The sequence below is a fragment of the Clostridium sp. LIBA-8553 genome (genome assembly GCF_057782465.1).
On the sequence record NZ_CM173489.1, the window covers coordinates 218,113 to 243,722 of the forward strand.

Genomic DNA, 25,610 nt, shown 5'->3' on the forward strand with positions numbered 1-25,610 from the left:
TATATGAATAATAGTGAAGAAGCTTTAGAAGTTATTTATGACAGGGCTTTAGATTTAGTTGCAAATAAGAGATTAAAAGATGGTGAAGAGTTATTAGAAAAAATTCATAAGGCAGGGAATGTAAATATAGATATCTTAAATATTTTAGGAATAATAAATTATCTATATTGTAATTTTGAAGAGGCTAAAAAGTATTGGAATGAAAGTTTAGAAATTTCATATGAAAATAATAAAGCATTGGAATTTATTAATGATATAAATGGGGAGGAATTTAGTTTCATAAAGGATAAATATATAAAATCGTTAATATTAATAGAGAATAAAAATTATTTAGAAGCAATAAATTTATTAGAAGATATAGGCAGCAAAAGAAAAGAATTAATAGAAGTAAAAGAGATATTATGTTTACTTTATATGATTATAAATAATAATGCTAAAGCTTTTGAAAATATAAGTAATGCCTTAGAATGTGATAACTCAAATTACAGAATAAAATCAATATATTATGCGGTAAAAAAAGATTTAGAAGAAATAAAAGGTACCAGAAAAGAAAATACTTCATTGATAGAGCTTACTTCTTCGGAAGTTGTACTAAATTTAATAATGATTTTAAACTATAAAATAAATTCTTTCTATGAAGAAGAGTTAGATTATAAGAATGATGAAATAAATAAACTTGTTAAAAAATTAGAACTCAGTAATTTAGAAATTGAAAATTTAAAAAAAGGTAATAAAGAAGAGGTTAAGTAAATACTCAATAGTAAATAGCTGTGTCAAATAAATTTTGATGCAGCTTATTTATTTTATTTAACATAGTGTTTCCAAATTTGTAAAAATGAGTTTAGAGGTTTCTTATAAAATATAACAATAAAGGGGTGAAAAGATGAGTAAAGGGAAAATAATAAAAATAACTCTTATAACAATATTTTTCTTGTTTTTAGGTATTGTAGGTTTAGGAATGTGGGGTGCTTCTAATTTTATAGGAAAGATGGAAAAGATAGAGTTAGATGAAAAGAATTTAGGTGCCAACGAAGACGTTAATAAAAAAATAATTAATATAGCCTTATTTGGTATAGATGATGAAGGAGGACAAGGGCGTTCTGATTCCATAATGATTTTAACAATAGATGAATTGCATAAAAAATTAAAGTTAACATCAATTATGAGAGATTCTTATGTTGAAATTCCTGGTAGAGAAGGTAAAGATAAAATAAATCATGCTTATGCTTTTGGCGGAGCAGAGTTAGCTATAAAGACATTAAATCAAAATTTTGGACTTAATATAAAGGATTTTATGGCTGTAAAAATGGAATCATTACCTGTGATAATCGATAAATTAGGTGGAGTTGATATAAACATACAGGAAGATGAAGTTGATTTCATTAATGGGGTTGATTCTCCTGGTGTATATAATTTAAATGGAGAGCAAGCTTTAGCCTATGCAAGAATAAGATATACAGATGGAGGAGACGCTAGGAGAACTGAGAGACAAAGAAATATATTAAATTCTATATTTGAGAAATTAAAGTTAACTCCGATAGAAGAGTATCCAAGTATAATAAGTGATTTTTTACCTTACATACAGACTAGTTTAGATACTGGAGGAGTAATTTCAACAGCAGCTACCTTTGCAACACTTATACCTAATGGATTAGATCAGGCTAGATTTCCAAGGGATAAGGATATAGAAAACATAGAAGTTGATGGAATCTATTATTTAGATTTTAATAATGAAGTTGTAAAAGATGAAATTAAAAACTATATTTTTGAAGATAAGTTGGATTAGATAGGAAGTTATTTTTATAACTTCCTATTTTGTTTTAGTATGAATATTTACTATAAAAATATTAGAATAACATAAGTATTATTTGGTTATGTATTATGGTAAAATATTCATGTAAAAATGAAAGTTAAGGATGAGTTCAATGAATGTGTTAATATTAAATGGACAAGATTCTAAAGAAAAATAGTTTACCATTAAGGTATTGCTTTTAAGGAGGAAAATCATGATAGACATACATTCACATATAATACCTAGTATAGATGATGGATCTAAGAGTTATGAGATGTCTTTAGAAATGTTAAAAAGAGCTGAAGAATCAGGAACTAAAAAAATAATTGCAACTCCTCATTTTTTTAAAGGGTATTGGACAGAAAGCTATAGTGATATAAAAAATAAGGTTAAAGAGTTAAATAAATTGGCTAAAGAAAATAATTTAAATATTGAAATTTATCCTGGACAAGAAGTGTTTTTCAATAATTATATATTAGAAGATTATAAACTTAATGAGATTGGAACATTAGCAGAATCAAGATATATGCTTATAGAATTTCCTATGGATAAAATATATTTTCAGAAGGTTATAGATACAATATATGAACTTAAGATAAAAGGAATAACACCAGTAATTGCTCATCCAGAGAGATATGTGGATTTTATAAATAATCCGGAAAAGATAAATCAATTTATTGATGAGGGATATTTATTCCAATTAAATGGCGGTAGTATTACAGGTTTATTTGGAAAAGAAATAAAGAAAACAGCAGAGGTTTTCTTGGAAAATAATATATATAGCTTTATTGGGTCTGATGCTCATAGCAATGGAAATAGAAATACGAGTTTAAGAGAAGCTTGTGAAACAATTAATGGAATAAGCAGAGGAGCAAGTAGAAGATTTGAAGCTAATGGACTTGCTTTGATAAACAATGAGAAAATAGAATTTCAAGGGAAAAAAGTTAGGAAAAAGAAAAAAGGATTTTTTTCATTTTTTAAAAAATAATTAGTAATAAAGAGTAACATCAATTAAATTTTAAAATTATTTAATGATGTTACTCTTTTATATTTGCCTTTGTTTTAGGCGGATGTGGATTGTTAAGTGTATTTTTATATTTAGTTATTTTTGTCACACAAGAAGGTATTGCTATCTTCCATAAGCATAGAAAATTGTGTTTTTTTAATCCAGCCATTACAATTTATTTTCGACTCTGTATTAAGTAAAGAGTAGTACCAGACTTCATTGTTAATTTCAGCTTCATCTATAATCTTAACTTGGGATTTTTCTTTTAATCTATTTATTGCTAAAGAATCTGTAGATGGTGCTATAAAAATTGATGTATATGGAAGGGTAATTCCGTATTTAAACTCAGGTTGGTTAAAATTTATTATTAATTTTTTTTTATTTTCATTACTTGTTTTATTATAGGTTGTTGATTTATATTTTGAAATTTGATTGTTTAAGGTTAAAATTTGTCTTTTATACTCAGTAAATTTAATATTGCATTGATATAATACAAAGCCTAATGCACCTAGAGCTACTAGGATTATAAGAAAACAAAAAAGAACAAGCATTAAAATCTCCTTAAAAGTAGTGTTTAATATAATATATTTTAAGAATATAGGATTAATTACATAAATTTTTAAGAAAACAAAAAAGACATTTATTGTAAAAAAATATAAAGATTAAAAGGAATAAAAATTAAAAAATAGCTTAAAATAATAAGGAAAATTGACACGTTAGGAGGGATATTTATGGCTAATCTAAATGAATTAGAATTACAAAATCTTCGTCATCTAATCGGAGCTCATTGCACAATTGAGAAAAAGCTTGAATGTTATGCAGAACAATGTACTGATCCAACATTAAAGAATATGTTAAAAAAAGATGCTCAAGATGCAAAAAACAGTAAAGAAAAATTAATATCATTTTTAGGATAGGAGGAGTTTCACATGCAAGAAAAAGAAATGATAAGTGATTATCTTGCTGGAATAAATGCAAGTTTAGCAGGATATGGAAGCGTAATTTCTCAATGTGAGAATCAACAATTAAGAGAAACAATACAAAACATGAGAAATCAAGATGAAGTACGTCAATATGCTCTTTTCAAAGTTGCAAAAGAAAAAGGATATTATATTCCTGCTCAACCAGCAACTCCAGAAGAGATTGCAACTGTAAAACAACAAGTTTCTCAAGGATAAAGTTAAAAAATATTTAACTGAGAATAATACATAGGAATTAGTTAAATAAATTTAAAAGGGACTATTACTTTGATAATAGTCCCTTTTTATTATATAAGTAAATTCGTTGCCAAAATAACTAGATTAAGAATAAACATAATTATTATTGGTAATATAGAACGTGAAAGTCTAAGTTCAGTTCTAAGATAGTTATATAAAGTAATTAAGGAACCTACTAGTGGTGTAAAAAGTATAAAAAATAATTTTGGAATATGATTAGCTAATTCTCCATCTGATGTTATTTGCAAAGCAATATTATCAGGCAGGCTCTTAAAGAAAATAAGATTGATAGCTAAACATAATATTAAAAAGAATATATTGATTTTTAAAGTTTTCTTGTGACTTAAAATTCTTTGAGTAATCATATATAATCCACAACCCCTTAACATAGCTCAATTAGGATTTATTCAAAACCGTCTTTAATAAAGCTTTTTTTATTAAGTATATATTAAAGAATAAACTTTGAGGGGATTTTAATAAAAAGTTTATAGGATAATGAAAATTAATCAATAACTTTCTCTAAAACTTTGCCGATTGAGTCATTTATAACTAAGCTTGCTTTAGAATCAGCTGAAGTAGAACTTTTGTTTATTAAAATTAGATTTTTTCCTTTAAAATAGTTAATAAGCCCTGCTGCAGGGTAAACTACTAAAGAGGTACCTCCTATTATAAGGGTATCTGCCTTAGAAATAGCATCAATAGCACCTCTAATAACATTATCATCTAAAGATTCTTCATAAAGAACTACATCAGGTTTAACTATTCCTCCGCATTTAGTACAAGTAGGAATTCCTTTTGAATCTAGTATAAATTTTTCATCATAAAAAGCGTGACAATTCATACAGTAGTTCCTAAGAACTGATCCGTGAAGCTCAAATACATTTTTACTTCCTGCCATTTGATGAAGTCCGTCTATGTTTTGAGTAACTACAGCTTTTAATTTTCCCATTTTTTCAAGATTAGCTAAGGCAATATGAGCCCCGTTAGGTTTAGCATCTGGATATATAAGTTTAGCTTTATAAAAATTAAAAAACTCTTCTGGATATCTTTCGAAAAAGCTATGTGAAACTAATTGTTCCGGAGTAAAAGTTACATTTAGTTTTTCATTGAATAATCCATTAGAGCTTCTAAAGTCGGGGATCCCAGATTCTGTGCTTACACCAGCCCCACCGAAAAATACGATATTATTACTATTTCTTAGGATTTCAGCGAGCTGTTCTATCTTTGTCATATAAATCACCTTCCTTAATGAGTTTCTTTAGTCTTATTATCTCATAAAAAAAGATTAAATCTAAGATAGAGATTTTTTTATTTATTATGGAGAAATCCAATTTCCTGTAGCAACTATCATAGCCATAAGTTTTAAAGTATTACCAAAGAAAGTTGATGATTCAAGTGGTACAGATAGTATATGGTTCCAAAGATTAATTGTCCAATTATGACTATCCTTTTGCAGGAGTGATAATACAAGAAATGGTGCTACAAATGATAAATCATTAGAGCTACCAAAAGGTTGGCCAGGAGGACCATTTCTTAAATAGTATCCTGAAACAATGTTTTTAGGATTAGTATTTGTAATTTTTATTATCCATTTATTCAGGGTAGATAATTGTTTTGAAATAGAGATTTTTTTATTTAAGATGGAATCCATAGAATACCTCCAAGGGATTCTAGCACTATTAAAATAATAATCTCCATCATGTATTGATTCTAATATTTTTTTATTAGGAGCTATAAAAACACCGTTTTCTTTAATAAAGAAATCTGGCATAAGTCCATTATCCTTGCTTTCTCGTTTCATTTGGTTGTTAATAATTTTTTGTATTATAGCAATTACTAAATTCCATTTTTTTGAGTTCTTAGTATCAGTTTTAGCAAATGTCCTAAGGCTATACAGCATAAAATCAGAGCTTCTGGTAACACCTTTAAATGTACTGTTAGTTAATCCAGTAACCAAATCGCCTAAGTTTAAACTATAATCATCTTTATCAACGCAGCTATCCATTAAACCTTGAATTCTTTTAATGGCTTCATACTTATAATTAATTTTATCAATTTTCCTCCATAGTTTATCTGCAATTAATAATCCATAGCTTATATCCATATCTCCATCAGTAGCAGAGGAAGTTTCGGGTTCTCTATTTATTATATTGCCATTAGAATCCATAATTTGTTGCCATGCCATTAAATTTTTATTATAAAAACTAGGATATGATTTTATGAAATTATAAATATTAGTGAAATGTTCTTTAGCGGATTTATCAAATTTGTACATAATAGGGAAAATAACCATTCCATACCCCATAGCTTCAGAACAAGTAATCGCATTATTAGTCATAGGTTGATCAAGAGTATAAAAAAGATATTCTTTAGTAGGAGAAGAAGCCTTAACAGCTCTTAAATAACGCTTTTTCCATTCTTCATAAAATTTTAATAGCTCAAAAGTCAATTGTTCCTTAGAATAATCACACATTATTGAATTTCTATAAATATTAATCACCTCAAATAAGATATAGTATAAATATATTAATTTAGATAATAAGGGTTAATTAAATTAAGGCTACTTATCAAGTTATATTCACTAAATTTCAAATAAATACTAAATCTTTTCCTCTAAAATAGTTAATAAGCCATGAAGCAGGAAGAAGCTTATTATTGGAATTTAATTAGAAGTAACTAATATAGTTACTTCTAATTTTTTATATTATAAGGTATATATTTATATTGTATTTTTATGTAAAATTTATCTTAAGAGATTTATATAAAAATATATTAATAGGAAAAGGGGAAGAGAACTATGGATTTAAAAGAAATAAGGGAAAGAATGTATGGTCAAAAGCTTTACTATTGTAATGATGAGGCATTAATGAATGAGCAGATGAAAGCTTTAGAGTTACTTTATGATTTTAATCAAACACGTCCTTTTGAACAGGATAAAAGAGATAAAATGTTAAAGAAGATGTTTGCTGAGATAGGAGAAACCTGTTATATAGAACCACCTTTCCATGCTAATTGGGGTGGAAAAAACGTACATTTTGGTAATGGAGTTTATGCTAACTTTAATTTAACAATGGTTGATGATTGTGATATATTTGTTGGAAATAATGTATTGTTTGGTCCAAACGTTACAGTATCAGCAGGGACACACCCTATACATCCAGAATTGAGAAGTAAACAAGCTCAGTATAATGTTTCTATTCATATAGGAAATAATGTTTGGGTTGGTGCAAGCTCTGTAATACTTCCAGGTGTTCATATTGGTGATAATTCAGTAATTGGAGCAGGAAGTGTGGTTACAAAGGATATTCCTGCTAATGTGGTTGCTGTGGGAAATCCATGTAGAGTATTAAGAGAAATCAATGAAAATGACATGAAGTATTACTATAAAAATATGAAAATTGATATTGAATAAGGGATTTTATATATAAAAATACTTAAATAAAAAGATTTCCTTACATTATAAATTTTTTATGTGGTAAAATAGAATTATACAGCGTGTAGTTTTAATGACGTAATTCTAGTTGTTAAAACTACTTTTTTTTTATTTTAGAAAAGTATAATGCTAACTACTTGAGTTAAAAGTTCAGTGTCTTAATGATAAGAGCAAAATTTTAATTTAAAGAAGGTGAGATTTTATTGTTTAAAATTAATGATTATATAATGTATGGAACTGTGGGAGTTTGTAAAGTTATAGATATTACTAAAGAAGCTATTATGAATAGCACAAAAATAGAATATTACGTATTAAATCCTATTTATTCTAAGTATTCTAAAAACACAATAATTAAAATTCCGGTTGATAATAAGAAAATTTCTATGAGAAAGATACTTTCTAAGGATGATGTGAATTCACTTATAAATGATATACCTAATAAGGAAACATTATGGATAGATGATGATAAGCAAAGAAATGATCAGTTTAAGTCAATTCTTAAAGGCGGAAGTTGTGATGATTTAATTACATTAATAAGAAGTATATATTTAGATAAAAAGAAGAGAAAGTTGGATGGGAAAAAGGTATGTAAGGGTGATGAAGAGATTATGCAGACTGCAGAAAAGTTATTGAATGAGGAGTTTGCAACCATTCTTCATATTCGCCCAGAAGAGGTAAAATCATATATAAAAAGTCATGTGCCACAATAAAATATAGGTAAGGATAATCAAGAAGTTAGTGAATACTTTACTGAAATAGTGAGAATAGAGGTTAATAAATGAAAGTGAGATATTATAATATCTCACTTTTATTTTTTTAGCCTTAATAATTGTAGTATTCAATAAAGGAAATTTATATTAGAAAGAGTAAAAATAAAATAGTTATTTAGGGAAAAGATAAAAATAGATAATATCTTTTCTAGAGGTGAAGTATGAATGAACTAGATAGGCTTTTTGAAAGGCTAACGCTTATTAATATAAATGAAATTATTATAATCATTGTTATTATGCTAATTGTCTTAATAACAAATAAAATATTAGTAACTAATTTATTTAAAATACTTAGAAAATTAACTAGAAGGACTAAAAATTATTTTGATAATAATATAGTTAGGGCTTTAGAAAAACCATTAAAACTCTTTAGTTCCTTTATAGGAATATATGCAATGCTAAAGGTCATTAATATTGACGCTTTAAGTTTAGAGGCATTGTCTACATATAAGATTATAAAGGTTGGAATAATAGCATCATTTATTTATTTTATATATAACTTAACATTAGAAAATTCTTTACTTTATTCTAAATTACATAAAAATGATGGTGGAAATACTATAGTATTTCCTTTTGTATCAATAGTTATAAGACTAGTAATTCTTTTAATAGGGATAATTATAATAGCCAATGAGTTTGGACTAACTGGCTTTATTGCAGGGTTAGGAGTAAGTGGTGTTGCATTTGCTTTAGCTGCACAGGATACATTTTCTAATTTATTTGGAGGAATGGTTATAGTTTTAGACAGACCATTTTCTATTGGAGATTGGATACAAGCTGGAGACGTTGAAGGTGTCGTAGAAGAGATTACATTTAGAAGTACAAAGATAAGAACATTTTCTATGGCTTTAGCTACTGTTCCAAATTCAAAGCTTGCCAATAGTAACATAATAAATTGGACTCAAAGAAAATTAAGAAGAATACATTTTAAATTTACTATTGATTGTAAAACACCAATAGAAAGTATAAAAAATTCTGTTAATAAAATAGAGAATATGCTAAGAGGACATGATAAAATAGATAAAAATCTAATAATAGTAAGCTTTAATGAACTTTCAACTTATGGCTTTGGAATTTTCATATATTTCTATACAGATCAATTTGAATATTTAAAATATGAAAAACTCAAAGAAGAAATAAATATAAACATCTTAGAAATATTAAGAGAGGAAAATGTGCATTTAATGTTTTTAAACTTCGATTTTAAAGGTTTTGATAGAAGAGGTGGCACTTGTAATTTTGAAAGTACTGAGTTGGAATCAATAAAGAATATTACTGAGGAGGAGAGAGGCGTATGACAATAGTATTCGAAGCATGTGTGGGAAGTTATATAGAAGGAAAGAGAGCAGAGGAGTTAGGAGCCAATAGAATAGAACTTTGTGATAACTTATCTCAAGGGGGAACTACTCCAAGTTATGGAACAATACTTCAATGTAAGAATGATATGAAAATAGACATTAATGTGATAATTCGTCCAAGGGGAGGAAATTTTGTTTATTCTGAAGAGGAATTAAATATAATGAAAAATGATATAAATCTTTGCAAAAAGATAGGAATAACTGGAGTTGTATTTGGTTTTTTAAATGAGGATAATACATTGGATTTTGAAACTACTAAAGAGTTTGTTCAATTAGCAAAGCCATTAAGTATAACATTTCATATGGCCTTTGATGATATTGAAGACAAATTTGATGCAATAGACAAAATAGCATCATTAGGAATAGATAGGATTTTAACAAAAGGTGGAGAAGTTAATGCATTTAAAAATAAAGATTCTTTAAAGAAGTTAGTTGAATATGCTGGAGAAAGAATAATAATACTTCCAGGAGGAGGCGTTACTAAAGAGAACTTTTTAGAGCTTAAAAAATATACTAATGCAAAGGAGTTTCATGGAAGTAAGATTGTAGGAAATTTATAAAAAATTAAAGCAATTAGTAATAACTCATTAGATATATATTTAATCTTTTAAAACGGTAAAAAATAACTCTTTACAAAGTAAGATAAATGTCTTAATATTATATATAACAACACTAAATTCTAACAAAAGATACAAATTTGATTTATAAAAGTAACTAATGCTTAAATTCGATGTAAATAATTTGTAATAAGTAGTTTGTATAATTAAATTAAAGGATTATTTGTTAGGAGTGATAAGAGTGTTAGATAAAATGATATTAAGTGATAAAGAATGTGAATATCTTACTAAAAGTATAGCTGGCGGGGTTGGAATTGGTTTAGCTTTAGGAGCTATAATGAATAATCCTCAGTTTGGATTTGCTTTAGGTGGAGTAGTAGGAATAGTAGCTTCACTTATTTATACTTTAATAAAGAGAAGTAATAGCAAAACTGATAAAAAGGTTATAAACTAGCATAAATATTGTTTTTTTGGGTTTATAGTAAAAAATTAACATAGTGTTAATTTCCCCCTACTTAAACTATAAATCCCTTTTAATATAAAATTTATATATGTAAAAAAAGAAGCAGATTAATCTGCTTCTTTTTTTATTCCTAAACTAATAGATGGATTTTTAAAAGAACTTTTTATGCTATTTTTTGTATTGGTAATTTGAAGGGATTCTATAACAGGAACAATAAGTGCAGCAACAAAGCCACCTGCAAGTCCATTATTATATAAATTTAATCCTCCATGTAATTGCCCAATATTGAAAACCATGAATATGTGCAAAAATCCAGCGATTATACCATAAGGCCAACCATAATATCCTGAAATAGGGGCTAAACCTGTACTAAATAAGATGCAAACCACTGTAACTGGAGAATTTATATCGGAGATACTAATAATAGAGGCTAGTGATGCACCTATAATAAGTGGAATAGAATTGGCTAAGTTCTTTCCATAACATCCAAAGCCAGCCATTGAGAAAATAGCTCCAATTGTTGGCCCATTTAAATCACCATTTATAAGTAAAACAAAAAGTGTTGAGAATATACAAAGAACCCCCATATTAAAATAACAACTACTCCCATAAACTGAAAAGAAGTCGCTAGGGAATATACCATGCTCTTTATTAATTCCTATTTGATCTTCTAACACTCTTTTTTTCGATTTATTTAAAATAAAACTACAAATTATAAAGTATGCACTTATAGTAAATAAGAATATCATATATAAATTATTATTGCCCTTATGCCAAATTGAGTTTGTTTCAAAGTCATGACCAAGTGCTCTCATTAAAGACATTACTGCTATTGCAATAATACCTCCAGCAAATCCCACATTGTAAAGAGAAAATCCGGAATGAATTTTTGAAGCATTTTGTGCAATTGGAGGAAGAATAAAGCCTATTATCATACCAACTAATGCTCCCATAATTACTCCAGATATAGGATGAACTCCTGGGAAAAATGAGAATTGGCTAACTGTAGGGGCTAGAGCTGTGCCAAGAGAAGCTACAACTAAGTAGTCTTTGAAAGGTTTTTTTTTCACTTTAGAATATATTAAAGTTCCTAAAATTATAGGCCATATATTTACTATATTTTTTCCGAACATACCGAAACCAGTTAAAAACCACAAAGACATTATACTTCTTCCCGTAGATTTAGTATCATTTATATAAAATAAAAATATAAATATTATGCCTAATAGTGCACTGTTAATTAAGGTTGCTCCAGAACCACCTATACTTATATAATCTGTTATTAATATGTCTGAATTTAAAACTATATTGTAAAGTCCAGTTGCTAATTCTTTTGGGCTTTGTAAAAAAAAGGCAAGTATAATAAAAGAAATATATAAAATTAAGTGTATAAGGTATTCTTGTGGTAACCTTTTCGACAAAAACAACACTCCTTTAAAAAATATATTTTAAGGTTAATTTGTATCAACCATTAAAGTAATATTAACTTAAGTAAATTATATAATAGAACCTTTTAAAAGAATAGATGATTGCGATAATCGTAATAAAATAGAAACAAATAAAGCTACTATTAGTATATAAGTTTTAAGAACATACTAATAGTAGCTTACTATATTTGGTATTTATATACTAAATATAGATTAACCTAATAACTCTGATTCCTTTTTCACTGTTATTGGAGTTTTTACCATCACGTCATTTTTAGGAAACATTTGATGTACATAATAATTATTATAATAAGATCTTGATTGCATCATACTAGGATCATGCATCATCATATTAGAATCATTCATCATCATACTAGGATGACACATCATCATACTAGGGTGACACATCATCATGCTAGGGTGACACATCATCATGCTAGGGTGACACATCATCATACTAGGATGACACATCATCATATTAGGATGACACATCATACAATGCATACACATCATACTAGGATTAGGCATCATACTAGGATTATGCATCATACCATGTTTAGGCATCATACCATGTTTAGGCATCATACCATGTTTATGCATCATCTCATGATCATGCATTTTACAGTCTGATTTAGTCTTTTTAGACTTGTGATCCATAGGCATAAAAGCACCGTCTTGATTGCTTTTCATATTCATAGTAACAAATTTTAAATCTTCATCATCATCTCTATAATTTCTCATAAAAATAACTCCTAATTAAATTAATGTTTATAATAGAGTATATTAAATTAGGGGTAAAAAGTTTCCTTAAATAATTTAATTTATAATTAATTTAAATATTAGGTATTTGCCAGTCTATAGGAGCTTTGTTTATTGAAACTAGAAAGTCATTTGTCTTAGAAAATGGTTTTGAACCGAAAAATCCACGATTTGCAGATAGTGGGCTTGGATGTACTGACTTAATTATTTTATGTATTGGATTAGTTATTATAGCTTCCTTTGAAATTGCATTTCTTCCCCAAAGAATAAAAACTATAGGCTCATCTCTTTTATTTAATAATTCAATTATTCTGTCAGTGAAGATTTCCCATCCCTTACCTTTATGAGAGTTAGCCTGACCCTCTCTAACAGTTAAAACAGTATTTAATAAAAGAATACCTTGCTTTGCCCAAGATTCTAAGAAGCCATTATTAGGGATATAACAGCCAAGATCAGAGTTTAATTCTTTAAACATATTTCTAAGTGAAGGAGGAGTTTGTACTCCAGGTTTTACAGAAAAGCTAAAACCATGAGCTTGGTTTGGACCATGATATGGATCCTGTCCTAAAATAACAACTTTAACTTCATTATAAGGTGTAAATTTCAATGCATTAAATATATCATACATACTTGGATGGATTATTTGTGTTTTATATTCATTTATTAAAAACTCTCTAAGTTTTAGATAATATTCCTTTTTGAACTCATCTTTTAATAGGTTATCCCAATCATTATTAAATTCAGCAGACATTAAATTACCTCCGTTTATTAAAATAAATTCTACTAAAGTATAATTAAATTTTATACTTAATAATTTTTTATAACAAGGGTGCTAAATTAGGTTCTAACATAATAACCTTAATAGTCTTAACACATATGAAATCTATTAGACTTATCTAGCGAAAAAGAGTTGGAAAGCAGGAATTTTCATATATTTCATAAATTTAGGGTGAATGTATCTATAGAAAAGAATGTTAAAATGCATATTGCTTTAAAATAAGCTTTATTAAAGCAATTTAAATAAAGCTTATAAGTTTTATTTTAGTAAATAACTTTGGTAAAGAACCTTTATTTTTTATTAATAATTATATTAAAAGATTAGTATACATATACTAGGGAAATGTTTACAAATGGATATAATTGTTAAGCTAAGGGGGAGAGATTTATGTTATTAAAGAAGATAGCTGCAATACTAATGGCAGCTTCAATAGTTACGACTACTTTTTTTAGTAATAATAAAGATGTTATGGCAGTAGATTCAAATGTTAGAGCTAAAGAGATAGTTTCTAATATGACTTTGGAAGAAAAACTTGGACAGATGATAATGCCTGATTTTAGAATGTGGCAAGAGGAAGGCGCTACATCACAATCTGATGTAACAAAAATTAATAATGAAATCGCCGAGGTAATAGATAGATATGATTTAGGGGGTGTAATACTTTTTGCTGAAAATGTTAAGGAGGCAGCTCAAACAACTACTTTAATACATGATTTACAAGAAGTAGCCATAAATGATAAGGATGGTAATCTGCCATTGCTTATAACCTTAGATCAAGAGGGAGGAATAGTAACTAGGCTTGGCGAAGGAACTAACTTACCAGGAAATATGGCATTAGGTGCTACTAGGAGCGAAAAAGCTTCATATGATGCAGGGTATGTAATTGGAAGAGAATTAAATGCTTTGGGGGTAAATGTTAATTTTGGACCTGTTTTAGATACAAATAATAATCCTGAAAACCCAGTCATAGGTGTAAGGTCTATTTCTAGCAATCCAGATCTTGTAGGTAATTTAGGTGCAAATATTGCAAAAGGTATTCAAAATCAAGGTGTTGCCGCAACTGCAAAACACTTTCCAGGACATGGAGATACTGCAACTGACTCACATTATGGATTACCAGTAGTGGATAAGTCTATTGAAGAATTGAGAAAAACAGAGCTTAAACCATTTAAAATAGCTATAGAAAATGGAATAGATATGATAATGACAGCTCACATACAGTTTCCACAAGTAGAGAAGGATACTGTTATATCTAAAAAAGATGGAAGTCAAATAGGAATTCCAGCTACCTTATCAGATGATATTATAACTGGTGTTTTAAGAAAAGAAATGGGTTATGATGGAGTTGTAATAACTGATGCTATGAATATGAAAGCCATAGCAGATAATTTTGGAGAATTAGAATCAACAAAAATGGCTATAAATGCAGGTATAGATATTGTTCTTATGCCTACTATATTAAGAAGTAAAGCTGAGGTTGAAAAATTAGATTATATAATAAGTGGAGTTTTAGATGCTGTTAAAAGTGGAGAAATTAAAGAAGAGGAAATAACTGATTCTGCAGAAAGAATAGTTAAACTTAAAATAGATAGAGGAATAATTGATTTAAAAGAGAGCTATATACCTTTAGAAGAAAAGCTTGAAAAAGCTAAAGAAGTTGTTGGCTCTATTGAAAATAGGACTATAGAAAGAAGAATTTCAGAAGAAGCTATTACTGTTACCAAGAATGAAAATAATGTGCTTCCATTAAATCCTAAAGAGGGAGAAAAAGTTTTATTAATAGCACCAAATGATAGTCAGCTTTATAGCATGAAATTTGGAATAAACAGACTTATACATGAGAATAGTTTAAATAGTGTGCAGTTAGATACCTATGCATACAATAATATAGGAGTTATAGATGAAAGTTTAAGAGCAAAAATTGAGGATGCTGATTATATAATAGTAGCTTCCCTAGCAAGTAATGCTAGTCATTTAAAACCTGGTAATTGGAGTAGAGATTTACCTAGATCTGTAATAGATTATGGAAATGAGTTGAATAAAGATACTGTACTTATAAGTTTAAGAAATCCATATGATGTATCAGCTTATGATAATGCAAAAGCACAGGTTGTGGCATATGGATTTAAAGGTATGGATCCAACTGAAGGTGATACATTATTCCCAACTAAATCTTCAGGACCTAATATTCCAGCAGCCATTGGAGTTATTTTTGGAGGTGCAGAGGCAAAAGGAAAATTACCAGTAGATATTCCAAGTTTAAATGATGATGGAACTATGAATACAGAGGTTAATTATTATAATTATGATTATGGAATTACTAATTTAAATGACTTAGGAAAGATTGAAATAAGTATTGATGAAGAAATAAAATCAAAGGAAAATTTTGAAGTAGAATTTGAATTGGATGATTTTAATGAAATAATAGCAAAAGAATACAGAGTTAAGATTAGATTTAATGAGGATGATTTGGAATTTGTTTCAGGTAAGCTTGATGAAGAAGGGGAATTAAAGACTAATATTATAGATAATAATACTTTAGAAGTAATAATAAACGTGGAAAATAATAATTTAAAAGCTAATGAGTTAAAATTTAAGTTAGAGTTTAAAGCACTTGATAAAACAGAATCAACTAGTATAGGTGTTATAAGTTCGGAGTTAATTGATACAAAGGATAGGAAGTTTAATCAAAAAGAAGCTAGTGTAAAATTTGAGATACAAGAGAATGAAAAAGAAGATAAACCTGTAAAGCCAGATGATGATGGAGATAAAGAGGATAATAATGAAGAAGAGGAAGATAAGAACGAAGATGAATTACCACAAACAGGATCTGCAGTTAGTAGAGAGTTTATTTTTGGATTAGGTTCAATTTATCTTTTAGCAGGAATAGGATTAAAAAGTAAAAGATTTAGAAGAAAAAACAATTAAAATCATATGAAAATAAATTAAAGGGATACTTGTTTTTACAGTATTCCTTTAATTTTACATATTAATATGCTCTTTATCATGAAAACTTATCCAAGTGTATCAGTATATGAATCATGTTGAATAATGAAGAAAAATAAAGAATTATAGGAATAATATTCAACAAACTACATGTTGCAAATATAGATATAAGACTATACATGGTAAGATAAATCTCGTCGCTGAGAGACATACAAACAACTTAACAAAATAAATTAAAAGTTTTGAAAAAAGTTGTTGACAAAGTTTCAAAGTGATGTTAAACTAAGAAAGTCGCTTGAGGGCGACGAAGAAATGGTCTTTGAAAATTAAACAGAAGATATTAACATAAACCAGCAATTCTTTTATAAGTAATATGAGTATAGATTAAACTTTTAAATTGAGAGTTTGATCCTGGCTCAGGATGAACGCTGGCGGCGTGCTTAACACATGCAAGTCGAGCGATGAAGTTTCCTTCGGGAAACGGATTAGCGGCGGACGGGTGAGTAACACGTGGGCAACCTGCCTCATAGAGTGGAATAGCCTCCCGAAAGGGAGATTAATACCGCATAATGTTGAGAGATGGCATCATCTTTTAACCAAAGGAGCAATCCGCTATGAGATGGACCCGCGGCGCATTAGCTAGTTGGTGGGGTAACGGCCTACCAAGGCGACGATGCGTAGCCGACCTGAGAGGGTGATCGGCCACATTGGGACTGAGACACGGCCCAGACTCCTACGGGAGGCAGCAGTGGGGAATATTGCACAATGGGGGAAACCCTGATGCAGCAACGCCGCGTGAGTGATGAAGGTTTTCGGATCGTAAAGCTCTGTCTTTGGGGAAGATAATGACGGTACCCAAGGAGGAAGCCACGGCTAACTACGTGCCAGCAGCCGCGGTAATACGTAGGTGGCGAGCGTTATCCGGATTTACTGGGCGTAAAGGGAGCGTAGGCGGATGATTAAGTGGGATGTGAAATACCCGGGCTCAACTTGGGTGCTGCATTCCAAACTGGTTATCTAGAGTGCAGGAGAGGAGAGTGGAATTCCTAGTGTAGCGGTGAAATGCGTAGAGATTAGGAAGAACACCAGTGGCGAAGGCGACTCTCTGGACTGTAACTGACGCTGAGGCTCGAAAGCGTGGGGAGCAAACAGGATTAGATACCCTGGTAGTCCACGCCGTAAACGATGAATACTAGGTGTGGGGGTTTCAACACCTCCGTGCCGCCGCTAACGCATTAAGTATTCCGCCTGGGGAGTACGGTCGCAAGATTAAAACTCAAAGGAATTGACGGGGACCCGCACAAGTAGCGGAGCATGTGGTTTAATTCGAAGCAACGCGAAGAACCTTACCTACACTTGACATCCCTTGCATTACTCTTAATCGAGGAAATCCCTTCGGGGACAAGGTGACAGGTGGTGCATGGTTGTCGTCAGCTCGTGTCGTGAGATGTTGGGTTAAGTCCCGCAACGAGCGCAACCCTTGTCGTTAGTTACTACCATTAAGTTGAGGACTCTAGCGAGACTGCCTGGGTTAACCAGGAGGAAGGTGGGGATGACGTCAAATCATCATGCCCCTTATGTGTAGGGCTACACACGTGCTACAATGGCTGGTACAGAGAGATGCAATACCGTGAGGTGGAGCCAAACTTTAAAACCAGTCTCAGTTCGGATTGTAGGCTGAAACTCGCCTACATGAAGCTGGAGTTACTAGTAATCGCGAATCAGAATGTCGCGGTGAATACGTTCCCGGGTCTTGTACACACCGCCCGTCACACCATGAGAGTTGGCAATACCCGAAGTCCGTGAGCTAACCGCAAGGAGGCAGCGGCCGAAGGTAGGGTCAGCGATTGGGGTGAAGTCGTAACAAGGTAGCCGTAGGAGAACCTGCGGCTGGATCACATCCTTTCTAAGGAATACATCTTAGGATAACTAAGATGATAATGAATTCTGGATAATATCTCTGTTTAATTTTGAGAGACTATCTCTCAAAATTGTTCTTTGAAAATTGCACATAATTTAATTTATAGAAACAACAAGCCAAATTGGCAAAACCAATTTCTATTCTTTGTAAAATGAGAACTATAACTAATATAGGTCAAGCTACAAAGGGCGCATGGTGAATGCCTTGGCATCAGGAGCCGATGAAGGACGTGATAAGCTGCGATAAGCTTCGGGTAGGCGCACATAGCCTGAGATCCGAAGATCTCCGAATGAGGAAACTCACATGGGAAACCCCATGTATCATTAAGTGAATACATAGCTTAATGAAGGTAACCCAGGGAACTGAAACATCTAAGTACCTGGAGGAAGAGAAAGAAAAATCGATTTTCTTAGTAGCGGCGAGCGAAAGGGAAAGAGCCCAAACCGGAAACTTGTTTCCGGGGTTGTGGACATAACATAAAAGTGGAGGCTATTGTAACTGAAGAGAGCTGGAAAGCTCCACCGTAGAAGGTAATAGTCCTGTAAGTGAAACGAGAAGACCACGAGTTATGATCCAGAGTACCACGAGACACGTGAAACCTTGTGGGAAGCAGGGAGGACCACCTCCCAAGGCTAAATACTACCTGATGACCGATAGTGAAGCAGTACCGTGAGGGAAAGGTGAAAAGAACCCCGGGAGGGGAGTGAAATAGAACCTGAAACCGTGTGCCTACAACCGCTCAGAGCCCCTTATGAGGGTGATGAGGTGCTTTTTGTAGAACGAGCCAACGAGTTACGGTATGTAGCAAGGTTAAGTACTTAAGGTACGGAGCCGAAGGGAAACCGAGTCTGAATAGGGCGACTAGTTGCATGCCGTAGACCCGAAACCGGGTGACCTATCCATGGCCAGGTTGAAGCGAGGGTAAAACCTCGTGGAGGACCGAACCACGTTGCTGTTGAAAAAGCATGGGATGAGCTGTGGATAGCGGAGAAATTCCAATCGAACCCGGAGATAGCTGGTTCTCTCCGAAATAGCTTTAGGGCTAGCGTCGAGTATGAGTAGTGGAGGTAGAGCACTGAATGGGCTAGGGGGCATAGCGCTTACCGAACCTTATCAAACTCCGAATGCCACATACTTTGAGCTCGGCAGTCAGACTACGAATGATAAGATCCGTGGTCAAAAGGGAAACAGCCCAGATCGTCAGCTAAGGTCCCAAAGTGTAAGTTAAGTGGGAAAGGATGTGAGATTTCTAAGACAACTAGGATGTTGGCTTAGAAGCAGCCATTCATTAAAAGAGTGCGTAATAGCTCACTAGTCGAGAGATCTTGCGCCGAAAATGTAACGGGGCTAAACTTACCACCGAAGCTACGGGCTTGAACTTAGTTCAAGCGGTAGGAGAGCGTCGTAACCGGGCTGAAGTCGTACCGTAAGGAGCGGTGGACTGGTTACGAGTGAGAATGTTGGCATCAGTAGCGAGATGTGGGTGAGAATCCCACAGGCCGAAAACCTAAGGTTTCCTCAGGAAGGTTCGTCCGCTGAGGGTTAGTCGGGACCTAAGCCGAGGCCGAAAGGCGTAGGTGATGGACAACTGGTTGATATTCCAGTACCACTACCATCGTTATTATCGATGGCGTGACGCAGGAGGATAGTGTGTGCTAGCTATTGGATGCTAGTCTAAGCGTTTAGGCAGTGAAAGTAGGCAAATCCGCTTTCATAATGCTGAGGCGTGATGGGGAAGGTTCCACGGAACCGAAGTACATGATTCCACGCTGCCAAGAAAAGCGTCTAGAGAGAGAAGTAGTGCCCGTACCGCAAACCGACACAGGTAGGTGAGGAGAGAATCCTAAGGCCGGCGGAAGAATTACAGTTAAGGAACTCGGCAAATTGACCCCGTAAGTTCGCGAGAAGGGGTGCCTACGAGAGTAGGCCGCAGAGAATAGGCCCAAGCAACTGTTTAGCAAAAACACAGGTCTCTGCTAAAGCGTAAGCTGATGTATAGGGGCTGACGCCTGCCCGGTGCTGGAAGGTTAAGGGGAACACTTAGCGCAAGCGAAGGTGTGAACTTAAGCCCCAGTAAACGGCGGCCGTAACTATAACGGTCCTAAGGTAGCGAAATTCCTTGTCAGGTAAGTTCTGACCCGCACGAATGGCGTAATGACTTGGGCACTGTCTCAACTGTAAATCCGGCGAAGTTGTAGTGCGAGTGAAGATGCTCGCTACCCGCGATTGGACGGAAAGACCCCGTAGAGCTTTACTGTAGCTTAGCATTGAGTTTTGGTATTGTCTGTACAGGATAGGTGGGAGGCTAGGAAACTAGGGCGTCAGCCTTAGTGGAGCCATCCTTGGGATACCACCCTGACAGTACTGAAATTCTAACTGGCGGCCATGAATCTGGTCACAGGACATTGTTAGGTGGGCAGTTTGACTGGGGCGGTCGCCTCCTAAAAAGTAACGGAGGCGCCCAAAGGTTCCCTCAGAACGGTCGGAAATCGTTCGTAGAGTGCAAAGGCAGAAGGGAGCCTGACTGCGACACCCACAAGTGGAGCAGGGACGAAAGTCGGGCTTAGTGATCCGGTGGTACCTCGTGGGAGGGGATAACAGGCTGATCTCCCCCAAGAGTCCACATCGACGGGGAGGTTTGGCACCTCGATGTCGGCTCGTCGCATCCTGGGGCTGAAGTAGGTCCCAAGGGTTGGGCTGTTCGCCCATTAAAGCGGCACGCGAGCTGGGTTCAGAACGTCGTGAGACAGTTCGGTCCCTATCCGTCGCGGGCGTAGGAAATTTGAGAGGAGCTGTCCTTAGTACGAGAGGACCGGGATGGACTGACCTCTGGTGTACCAGTTGTTCCGCCAGGAGCACAGCTGGGTAGCTAAGTCGGGAATGGATAAACGCTGAAAGCATCTAAGCGTGAAGCCAACCTCAAGATGAGATTTCCCATAGCGTAAGCTAGTAAGATCCCTTGAAGAACACAAGGTTGATAGGTCGGGGGTGTAAGCATGGTAACATGTTCAGCTGACCGATACTAATAGATCGAGGGCTTGACCAAATATAGTAAATTAAATATGTGCAATTTTGAAAGAACAAAACTTTCAAACATCTGGTGATGATGTTCTTTAGGGTAACACCCGTTCCCATTCCGAACACGACGGTTAAGCCTTTAGAAGCCGATGGTACTGCACGGGAGACTGTGTGGGAGAGTAGGTGGTCGCCAGGTTTTTCTTTTATGGCTCGATAGCTCAGTCGGTAGAGCAGAGGACTGAAAATCCTCGTGTCGCTGGTTCGATTCCTGCTCGAGCCACCAAAAAGCTTAGTGAAAATTCACTAAGCTTTTTTTGTTTTATATTTTATATATTTTAAAACTTTTTGGCTTGAGATTTGTAATTAAAACTTTAAGTATATATAAATAAAAGTGATCTAAATTTAGACCACTTTTATTTTAAGCTAAATTTTTTATAGTCTCTAATACCTTATCTATATGTCCTTTAACTCTAACCTTTCTAAATTCTCCTACTAATATACCTTCTTTATTAATTATAAAAGTACTTCTTTCTACACCCATATATTTTTTACCGTACATATTTTTTTCTTTTATTACATCATATAATTTACATACAGTTTCATCAGGATCGCTAAGTAATACAAATGGAAGTGATAATTTAGTAATAAATTTATCATGTGATGCTAGAGAATCTCTAGAGATTCCAAGAATAATTGCATCTAAATCACTAAAGTTTTGCATATTATCTCTAAAGTCACAAGCTTCAGTAGTGCAGCCTGCAGTATTATCTTTAGGATAGAAGTATAAAACTATGTTTTTACCTTTATAATCACTTAGAGAGTGCTCTTTTCCATCAGAGCCCATAAGATTAAAGTCTGGAGCTAATTTATTTATTTCAATTGACATAAGAATCCCTCCTTTAAATTATTTATATTATATAATAATTATTATTTATTATCAATAAATTGGTTTTTTAAACTATTTATAATATTAATTTATCTAATTTTAATTGTAATTTTTGAAATTTAAAATCCATAAATGCATAATTTTTAAGCATATTTGTATTAAAATCCAAAGTCATTTCATAGATTAGAAAAATACTCATAATTCCTTTGTAATTCACTAAATGTATGTTAATATATGAAGTATAGGAAAATAAAACTTTAATTGCAAAGGAGATAATATATATGGAAAAGAAAGTTTTAGCAACAGTTGGAAATACAGAGATAACTTCAGACTATATAGATGAGATAATAGCAAGATACCCAGCTCAACAACAAGCTATGCTTGCTAGTGAAGAAGGAAGAAGACAAGTTTTAGAGCAAGCTATCGCATTTGAATTAATGTCTGAATTTGCAAAAGAAACTGGATTAGATAAAACAGAAGAATTTACTGATCAATTAAATAAATTTGCTAAAGAGTTATTAGCTCAAATGGTTATGAAAAAAACTTTATCACAAGTTACTGTAACTGATGATGAAGCAAAAGCTTACTATGAAGATCACAAGGATAATTTTGTTGAGTTAGAAACTGTAACAGCTAAGCATATATTAGTTGCATCAGAAGAAGAAGCTAAGAAAGTAGAAGAAGAAATAGCTTCAGGATCAATCACTTTTGAAGATGCTGCAAACAAATACTCAAGCTGTCCTTCAAAAGAGCAAGGTGGTAACTTAGGTTCATTCTCAAAAGGAATGATGGTTCCAGAATTCGAAGAAGCTGCATTCAACTTAGAATTAGGTGTAGTTAGTGCTCCAGTTAAAACTCAATTTGGATATCACTTAATAAAAGTAGAAGATAAAACAGAAGCTAAAACTAAAGCTTTTGAAGAGGTTAAAGATCAAGTTGTTAACATGTTAATTCAAGAAAGACAACAAAAGAAATACTTAGAATTAATAAAAGAATTAAGAGATAAGTATGGTGTTAAATTAGCTTAATTCTAATTTAAATTCTATTAAGAGGGTTAGATATGGGAGATTTATCCTGTATCTAATCTTTTTTTATTATTTTTATGTGTAGTTAAGTCTATAGAAGTTAATACTTAAGATAGGATATTAAATAATAAGTGGATTATATTACTTTGTAATATAAATGTATAAATCTTTTTTAAGTATTTGTGGTATAATTAGGTTTAGTTATTTTACAAAAAAAATAGATAATAAGCAGAGGTGAACAACTTGAAGGATTGGCTTGAGATTGAGAAAAGTATTTTTTCTCATTGGAGAATGATATTTAGCATATCCAAGAAAGAATTTAAAAAAGAGTTTGCTGGTTCTAAGTTAGGAATGGCTTGGGCTATAATAAGACCACTAGCTATGATAACTGTTTTCTGGATGATATTTTCAACTGGAGTAAAGCAAAGAGTTCAGGCGGTAGAAGTTAGCTACTTAGTTTGGTTAGTTTCAGCATACATACCATGGATATTTATTTCAGACGTAATTGTGGCAGGAGCAAGTTCCATAAGGGTTAACTCCTTTTTGGTCAAAAAGGTTAAATTCCCTGTAGAAATATTACCTACTATAAGAATAGTAATTAGTTTTTACACATTTTTAGTTTTATTAGTAATAAGCTTTATAATATTTGCAGTTAATGGTGATTTAGGATTAATAAATATACCTAAATTAATTTATGCTATTGTAATAACAATAATATTCTTAGCAGCTTTATCAAGATTATTATCTGCATGGGTAGTAATGTCAATTGATATATTACATGGAATATCTGTATTTATGCAATTTTTATTCTGGATGTGTCCAGTTATGTGGCAAGCAGGAACTTTACCTGTAGGTGGAAGTATGCCTTGGATTGAAAAAATATTAAAGTTAAACCCTTTATATTATTTAGCGGTTTTATTTAGAGATGCATATTTAGGAACACATACAGTTGGAGTAGCGGATGGAGTTTATTTCTGGATAGTAACAATAATATTATTTATATTTGGTTCTAAAGTATTCAATAAATTTAGACCAGAGTTTGATGATGTTTTATAAAAAGAGAGGTACAGAATATGTCTGTTGCTATAAGAGTTAAAGACTTAACTAAAAAATATAAATTATACCAAAAGAGATCTGAAAGATTAGCAAATGTTTTTGGTAAGGAAAAAAATATAAAAGAATTTTATGCTCTAAAAGGAGTTTCTTTTGAAATAGGTAAAGGGGAATGTGTTGGTATTATCGGTCATAATGGGGCCGGTAAATCAACACTTTTAAAATTGCTAACAGGAGTTGCTTTCCCCACTTCAGGTGAAATTGAGATAAATGGTAGATTAGCATCCATGCTAGAATTAGGTTCTGGTTTCAATCCAGAGCTTACAGGAATGGAAAACATTTATTTTAACGGTAGCTTAAATGGCTTAACTAAAGAAGATATAGATTCAAAATTAAAGGATATATTAGAGTTTGCTGATATAGGAAAATTTATAGAACAGCCAGTAAAAAACTATTCAAGCGGGATGTTCGCAAGACTAGCTTTTGCTGTTGCTATTAATGTAGACCCTGATATATTGATAGTTGATGAAATATTATCAGTTGGTGATGTTGGCTTCCAAGTTAAATGTATGGAAAAATTTAATGAGTTTAAGAAAAAAGGAAAAACAATACTTTATGTTTCTCATGGACTTGGTACAGTTAAAAAATTCTGTGATAGAGCAATTTGGCTTCAAAAAGGGCAGGTTGTAGATGATGGAAATTCTGTAATTGTAGTAGAAAGATATTATAATTTAAATTTCAATCCTGCTAATATAGAACAATTAAAAGAGCACAAAAGTGACATAATAAATAGTATATTAGTTAAATCTAATGTTAAGGAAGTTGAATATCACGAAACTATAAACTTAGAGGTTGATTATGATCTTATTTCAAATGATTTAAAAGATCCTAATATAGTTTTAGAGTTTAGAAAAACTGACTATGAACCGGGTACAACTAGGGGAAACGATCAATTTGTTTGTGGTATAAATAGTAAGGACAATATGAAAAGTATTCCTTTTAACTTAGGAGTTAATAAATTAAAGGTATCTTTAAATAAAGTTAACTTAGTAGCAGGAGTTTATTATATTGACTTTGTTTTAAGAGATGGTGAAGAGGAAGTATATAGAAAAATAAATGCATATAGTTTTACTTTGAATGACAAGTATAGAGGCGAGGGTTTCTTAATACTAGGACATTCTTGGGGTAATTAATCGGAGGA

General features: G+C 32.0%; 22 protein-coding genes, 1 tRNA gene and 3 rRNA genes. 18 read left to right on the forward strand and 8 right to left on the reverse strand.

All coding sequences use genetic code 11. The annotated features are described in order from the left end of the window. Window positions 1–3 precede the first annotated feature (3 nt). The 3 genes from AC2JAQ_RS00885 to AC2JAQ_RS00895 all read left to right on the forward strand — a co-directional run bounded on the left by AC2JAQ_RS00885 (window position 4) and on the right by AC2JAQ_RS00895 (window position 2,780). Entirely contained in the window at window positions 4–750 is a 747-nt protein-coding gene (locus tag AC2JAQ_RS00885; RefSeq protein WP_488457458.1) for a tetratricopeptide repeat protein, read from the forward strand. Between the two features lie 133 nt (window positions 751–883). Further along, entirely contained in the window at window positions 884–1,786 is a 903-nt protein-coding gene (locus AC2JAQ_RS00890; RefSeq protein WP_488457459.1) for an LCP family protein, read from the forward strand. Window positions 1,787–2,006: 220 nt separating this feature from the next. Beyond that, window positions 2,007–2,780 (forward strand): tyrosine-protein phosphatase, encoded by a 774-nt coding sequence (locus AC2JAQ_RS00895; RefSeq protein ID WP_488457460.1) that lies wholly within the window; start codon window positions 2,007–2,009, stop codon window positions 2,778–2,780. Between the two features lie 110 nt (window positions 2,781–2,890). Here AC2JAQ_RS00895 and AC2JAQ_RS00900 read toward each other — a convergent pair whose 3' ends face one another. After that, the gene (locus AC2JAQ_RS00900; protein WP_488457461.1) at window positions 2,891–3,349 is read right to left on the reverse strand and encodes a hypothetical protein; all 459 of its coding nucleotides are present in this window, start codon (window positions 3,347–3,349) and stop codon (window positions 2,891–2,893) included. Between the two features lie 180 nt (window positions 3,350–3,529). Between AC2JAQ_RS00900 and AC2JAQ_RS00905 the strand changes: the two genes are divergently transcribed. Together AC2JAQ_RS00905 and AC2JAQ_RS00910 are read left to right on the forward strand one after the other, a co-directional pair. Continuing rightward, window positions 3,530–3,715 (forward strand): hypothetical protein, encoded by a 186-nt coding sequence (locus AC2JAQ_RS00905; protein ID WP_488457462.1) that lies wholly within the window; start codon window positions 3,530–3,532, stop codon window positions 3,713–3,715. Between the two features lie 12 nt (window positions 3,716–3,727). After that, window positions 3,728–3,976, forward strand: a complete 249-nt coding sequence (locus tag AC2JAQ_RS00910; protein WP_423240103.1) for a spore coat protein — start codon at window positions 3,728–3,730, stop codon at window positions 3,974–3,976. 89 nt (window positions 3,977–4,065) lie between these two features. On the opposite strand, the gene AC2JAQ_RS00915 is transcribed toward AC2JAQ_RS00910, so the two are convergent. The 3 genes from AC2JAQ_RS00915 to AC2JAQ_RS00925 all read right to left on the reverse strand — a co-directional run bounded on the left by AC2JAQ_RS00915 (window position 4,066) and on the right by AC2JAQ_RS00925 (window position 6,488). Next, window positions 4,066–4,380 (reverse strand): hypothetical protein, encoded by a 315-nt coding sequence (locus AC2JAQ_RS00915; RefSeq protein WP_488457463.1) that lies wholly within the window; start codon window positions 4,378–4,380, stop codon window positions 4,066–4,068. 137 nt (window positions 4,381–4,517) lie between these two features. Next, window positions 4,518–5,246: an NAD-dependent protein deacylase gene (locus AC2JAQ_RS00920; RefSeq protein WP_488457464.1), complete on the reverse strand. Its 729-nt coding sequence runs from the start codon at window positions 5,244–5,246 to the stop codon at window positions 4,518–4,520. An 84-nt stretch (window positions 5,247–5,330) separates the two neighbouring features. Beyond that, the gene (locus AC2JAQ_RS00925) at window positions 5,331–6,488 is read right to left on the reverse strand and encodes a glycosyl hydrolase family 8 (protein WP_488457465.1); all 1,158 of its coding nucleotides are present in this window, start codon (window positions 6,486–6,488) and stop codon (window positions 5,331–5,333) included. A 324-nt stretch (window positions 6,489–6,812) separates the two neighbouring features. Between AC2JAQ_RS00925 and AC2JAQ_RS00930 the strand changes: the two genes are divergently transcribed. The 5 genes from AC2JAQ_RS00930 to AC2JAQ_RS00950 all read left to right on the forward strand — a co-directional run bounded on the left by AC2JAQ_RS00930 (window position 6,813) and on the right by AC2JAQ_RS00950 (window position 10,587). Continuing rightward, a complete protein-coding gene (locus AC2JAQ_RS00930) occupies window positions 6,813–7,427 on the forward strand; it encodes a sugar O-acetyltransferase (RefSeq protein ID WP_488457466.1) in 615 nt (204 codons plus the stop codon). 224 nt (window positions 7,428–7,651) lie between these two features. Further along, complete coding sequence (locus tag AC2JAQ_RS00935; RefSeq protein ID WP_488457467.1) at window positions 7,652–8,158, forward strand: CarD family transcriptional regulator; 507 nt, start codon at window positions 7,652–7,654, stop codon at window positions 8,156–8,158. A gap of 221 nt (window positions 8,159–8,379) precedes the next feature. Next, on the forward strand, window positions 8,380–9,516 hold the full coding sequence (locus AC2JAQ_RS00940; protein WP_488457468.1) for a mechanosensitive ion channel family protein: 1,137 nt from the start codon (window positions 8,380–8,382) through the stop codon (window positions 9,514–9,516). Beyond that, complete coding sequence (locus AC2JAQ_RS00945; RefSeq protein ID WP_488457469.1) at window positions 9,513–10,136, forward strand: copper homeostasis protein CutC; 624 nt, start codon at window positions 9,513–9,515, stop codon at window positions 10,134–10,136. Before AC2JAQ_RS00940 ends, AC2JAQ_RS00945 begins: the two co-directional genes overlap by 4 nt. Window positions 10,137–10,374: 238 nt before the next feature. Next, window positions 10,375–10,587 carry a hypothetical protein gene (locus tag AC2JAQ_RS00950; RefSeq protein WP_488457470.1) on the forward strand — a complete coding sequence of 71 codons (213 nt, stop codon included), beginning with the start codon at window positions 10,375–10,377 and terminating at the stop codon, window positions 10,585–10,587. A gap of 116 nt (window positions 10,588–10,703) precedes the next feature. Here AC2JAQ_RS00950 and AC2JAQ_RS00955 read toward each other — a convergent pair whose 3' ends face one another. From AC2JAQ_RS00955 to AC2JAQ_RS00965, 3 genes are all read right to left on the reverse strand, one after another. Further along, the gene (locus tag AC2JAQ_RS00955; RefSeq protein WP_488457471.1) at window positions 10,704–12,017 is read right to left on the reverse strand and encodes a DUF1576 domain-containing protein; all 1,314 of its coding nucleotides are present in this window, start codon (window positions 12,015–12,017) and stop codon (window positions 10,704–10,706) included. Window positions 12,018–12,236: 219 nt separating this feature from the next. Beyond that, entirely contained in the window at window positions 12,237–12,764 is a 528-nt protein-coding gene (locus AC2JAQ_RS00960; protein WP_488457472.1) for a hypothetical protein, read from the reverse strand. 91 nt (window positions 12,765–12,855) lie between these two features. After that, window positions 12,856–13,533, reverse strand: coding sequence for a uracil-DNA glycosylase (locus AC2JAQ_RS00965; protein ID WP_488457473.1), 678 nt, complete (start codon window positions 13,531–13,533; stop codon window positions 12,856–12,858). A 414-nt stretch (window positions 13,534–13,947) separates the two neighbouring features. Between AC2JAQ_RS00965 and AC2JAQ_RS00970 the strand changes: the two genes are divergently transcribed. The 5 genes from AC2JAQ_RS00970 (at window position 13,948) to AC2JAQ_RS00990 (ending at window position 21,728) form a co-directional block, all read left to right on the forward strand. Then, window positions 13,948–16,488, forward strand: a complete 2,541-nt coding sequence (locus AC2JAQ_RS00970) for a glycoside hydrolase family 3 protein (protein ID WP_488457474.1) — start codon at window positions 13,948–13,950, stop codon at window positions 16,486–16,488. A 411-nt stretch (window positions 16,489–16,899) separates the two neighbouring features. After that, window positions 16,900–18,412, forward strand: a 16S ribosomal RNA gene (locus AC2JAQ_RS00975). Between the two features lie 187 nt (window positions 18,413–18,599). Beyond that, window positions 18,600–21,473 (forward strand): 23S ribosomal RNA (locus AC2JAQ_RS00980). A 50-nt stretch (window positions 21,474–21,523) separates the two neighbouring features. Next, window positions 21,524–21,641, forward strand: a 5S ribosomal RNA gene (rrf, locus tag AC2JAQ_RS00985). Together the 16S, 23S and 5S rRNA genes with 1 tRNA gene alongside form the textbook arrangement of a ribosomal RNA operon. An 11-nt stretch (window positions 21,642–21,652) precedes the next feature. Next, a tRNA-Phe gene (locus tag AC2JAQ_RS00990) sits at window positions 21,653–21,728 on the forward strand. A 135-nt stretch (window positions 21,729–21,863) separates the two neighbouring features. On the opposite strand, the gene AC2JAQ_RS00995 is transcribed toward AC2JAQ_RS00990, so the two are convergent. Further along, complete coding sequence (locus tag AC2JAQ_RS00995; RefSeq protein ID WP_488457475.1) at window positions 21,864–22,331, reverse strand: peroxiredoxin; 468 nt, start codon at window positions 22,329–22,331, stop codon at window positions 21,864–21,866. Between the two features lie 281 nt (window positions 22,332–22,612). Between AC2JAQ_RS00995 and AC2JAQ_RS01000 the strand changes: the two genes are divergently transcribed. From AC2JAQ_RS01000 to AC2JAQ_RS01010, 3 genes are all read left to right on the forward strand, one after another. Then, window positions 22,613–23,359: a peptidylprolyl isomerase gene (locus tag AC2JAQ_RS01000; RefSeq protein ID WP_488457476.1), complete on the forward strand. Its 747-nt coding sequence runs from the start codon at window positions 22,613–22,615 to the stop codon at window positions 23,357–23,359. A 231-nt stretch (window positions 23,360–23,590) separates the two neighbouring features. Further along, the gene (locus AC2JAQ_RS01005; protein WP_488457477.1) at window positions 23,591–24,412 is read left to right on the forward strand and encodes an ABC transporter permease; all 822 of its coding nucleotides are present in this window, start codon (window positions 23,591–23,593) and stop codon (window positions 24,410–24,412) included. A gap of 17 nt (window positions 24,413–24,429) precedes the next feature. Then, entirely contained in the window at window positions 24,430–25,602 is a 1,173-nt protein-coding gene (locus AC2JAQ_RS01010) for an ABC transporter ATP-binding protein (RefSeq protein WP_488457478.1), read from the forward strand. Window positions 25,603–25,610 lie beyond the last annotated feature (8 nt).

Excerpts from the sequence above, each read along its gene's own strand:
- AC2JAQ_RS00945 (WP_488457469.1), top strand. The coding sequence starts at position 9,513 with ATGACAATAGTATTCGAAGCATGTGTGGGAAGTTATATAGAAGGAAAG.
- AC2JAQ_RS00930 (WP_488457466.1), top strand. The coding sequence starts at position 6,813 with ATGGATTTAAAAGAAATAAGGGAAAGAATGTATGGTCAAAAGCTTTAC.
- AC2JAQ_RS00995 (WP_488457475.1), bottom strand. The coding sequence starts at position 22,331 with ATGTCAATTGAAATAAATAAATTAGCTCCAGACTTTAATCTTATGGGC.
- AC2JAQ_RS01000 (WP_488457476.1), top strand. The coding sequence starts at position 22,613 with ATGGAAAAGAAAGTTTTAGCAACAGTTGGAAATACAGAGATAACTTCA.
- AC2JAQ_RS00915 (WP_488457463.1), bottom strand. The coding sequence starts at position 4,380 with ATGATTACTCAAAGAATTTTAAGTCACAAGAAAACTTTAAAAATCAAT.
- AC2JAQ_RS01010 (WP_488457478.1), top strand. The coding sequence starts at position 24,430 with ATGTCTGTTGCTATAAGAGTTAAAGACTTAACTAAAAAATATAAATTA.
- AC2JAQ_RS00900 (WP_488457461.1), bottom strand. The coding sequence starts at position 3,349 with ATGCTTGTTCTTTTTTGTTTTCTTATAATCCTAGTAGCTCTAGGTGCA.
- AC2JAQ_RS00890 (WP_488457459.1), top strand. The coding sequence starts at position 884 with ATGAGTAAAGGGAAAATAATAAAAATAACTCTTATAACAATATTTTTC.
- AC2JAQ_RS00965 (WP_488457473.1), bottom strand. The coding sequence starts at position 13,533 with ATGTCTGCTGAATTTAATAATGATTGGGATAACCTATTAAAAGATGAG.
- AC2JAQ_RS00895 (WP_488457460.1), top strand. The coding sequence starts at position 2,007 with ATGATAGACATACATTCACATATAATACCTAGTATAGATGATGGATCT.
- AC2JAQ_RS00940 (WP_488457468.1), top strand. The coding sequence starts at position 8,380 with ATGAATGAACTAGATAGGCTTTTTGAAAGGCTAACGCTTATTAATATA.
- AC2JAQ_RS00905 (WP_488457462.1), top strand. The coding sequence starts at position 3,530 with ATGGCTAATCTAAATGAATTAGAATTACAAAATCTTCGTCATCTAATC.
- AC2JAQ_RS00970 (WP_488457474.1), top strand. The coding sequence starts at position 13,948 with ATGTTATTAAAGAAGATAGCTGCAATACTAATGGCAGCTTCAATAGTT.
- AC2JAQ_RS00920 (WP_488457464.1), bottom strand. The coding sequence starts at position 5,246 with ATGACAAAGATAGAACAGCTCGCTGAAATCCTAAGAAATAGTAATAAT.
- AC2JAQ_RS00925 (WP_488457465.1), bottom strand. The coding sequence starts at position 6,488 with ATGTGTGATTATTCTAAGGAACAATTGACTTTTGAGCTATTAAAATTT.
- AC2JAQ_RS00960 (WP_488457472.1), bottom strand. The coding sequence starts at position 12,764 with ATGAGAAATTATAGAGATGATGATGAAGATTTAAAATTTGTTACTATG.
- AC2JAQ_RS00910 (WP_423240103.1), top strand. The coding sequence starts at position 3,728 with ATGCAAGAAAAAGAAATGATAAGTGATTATCTTGCTGGAATAAATGCA.
- AC2JAQ_RS00885 (WP_488457458.1), top strand. The coding sequence starts at position 4 with ATGAATAATAGTGAAGAAGCTTTAGAAGTTATTTATGACAGGGCTTTA.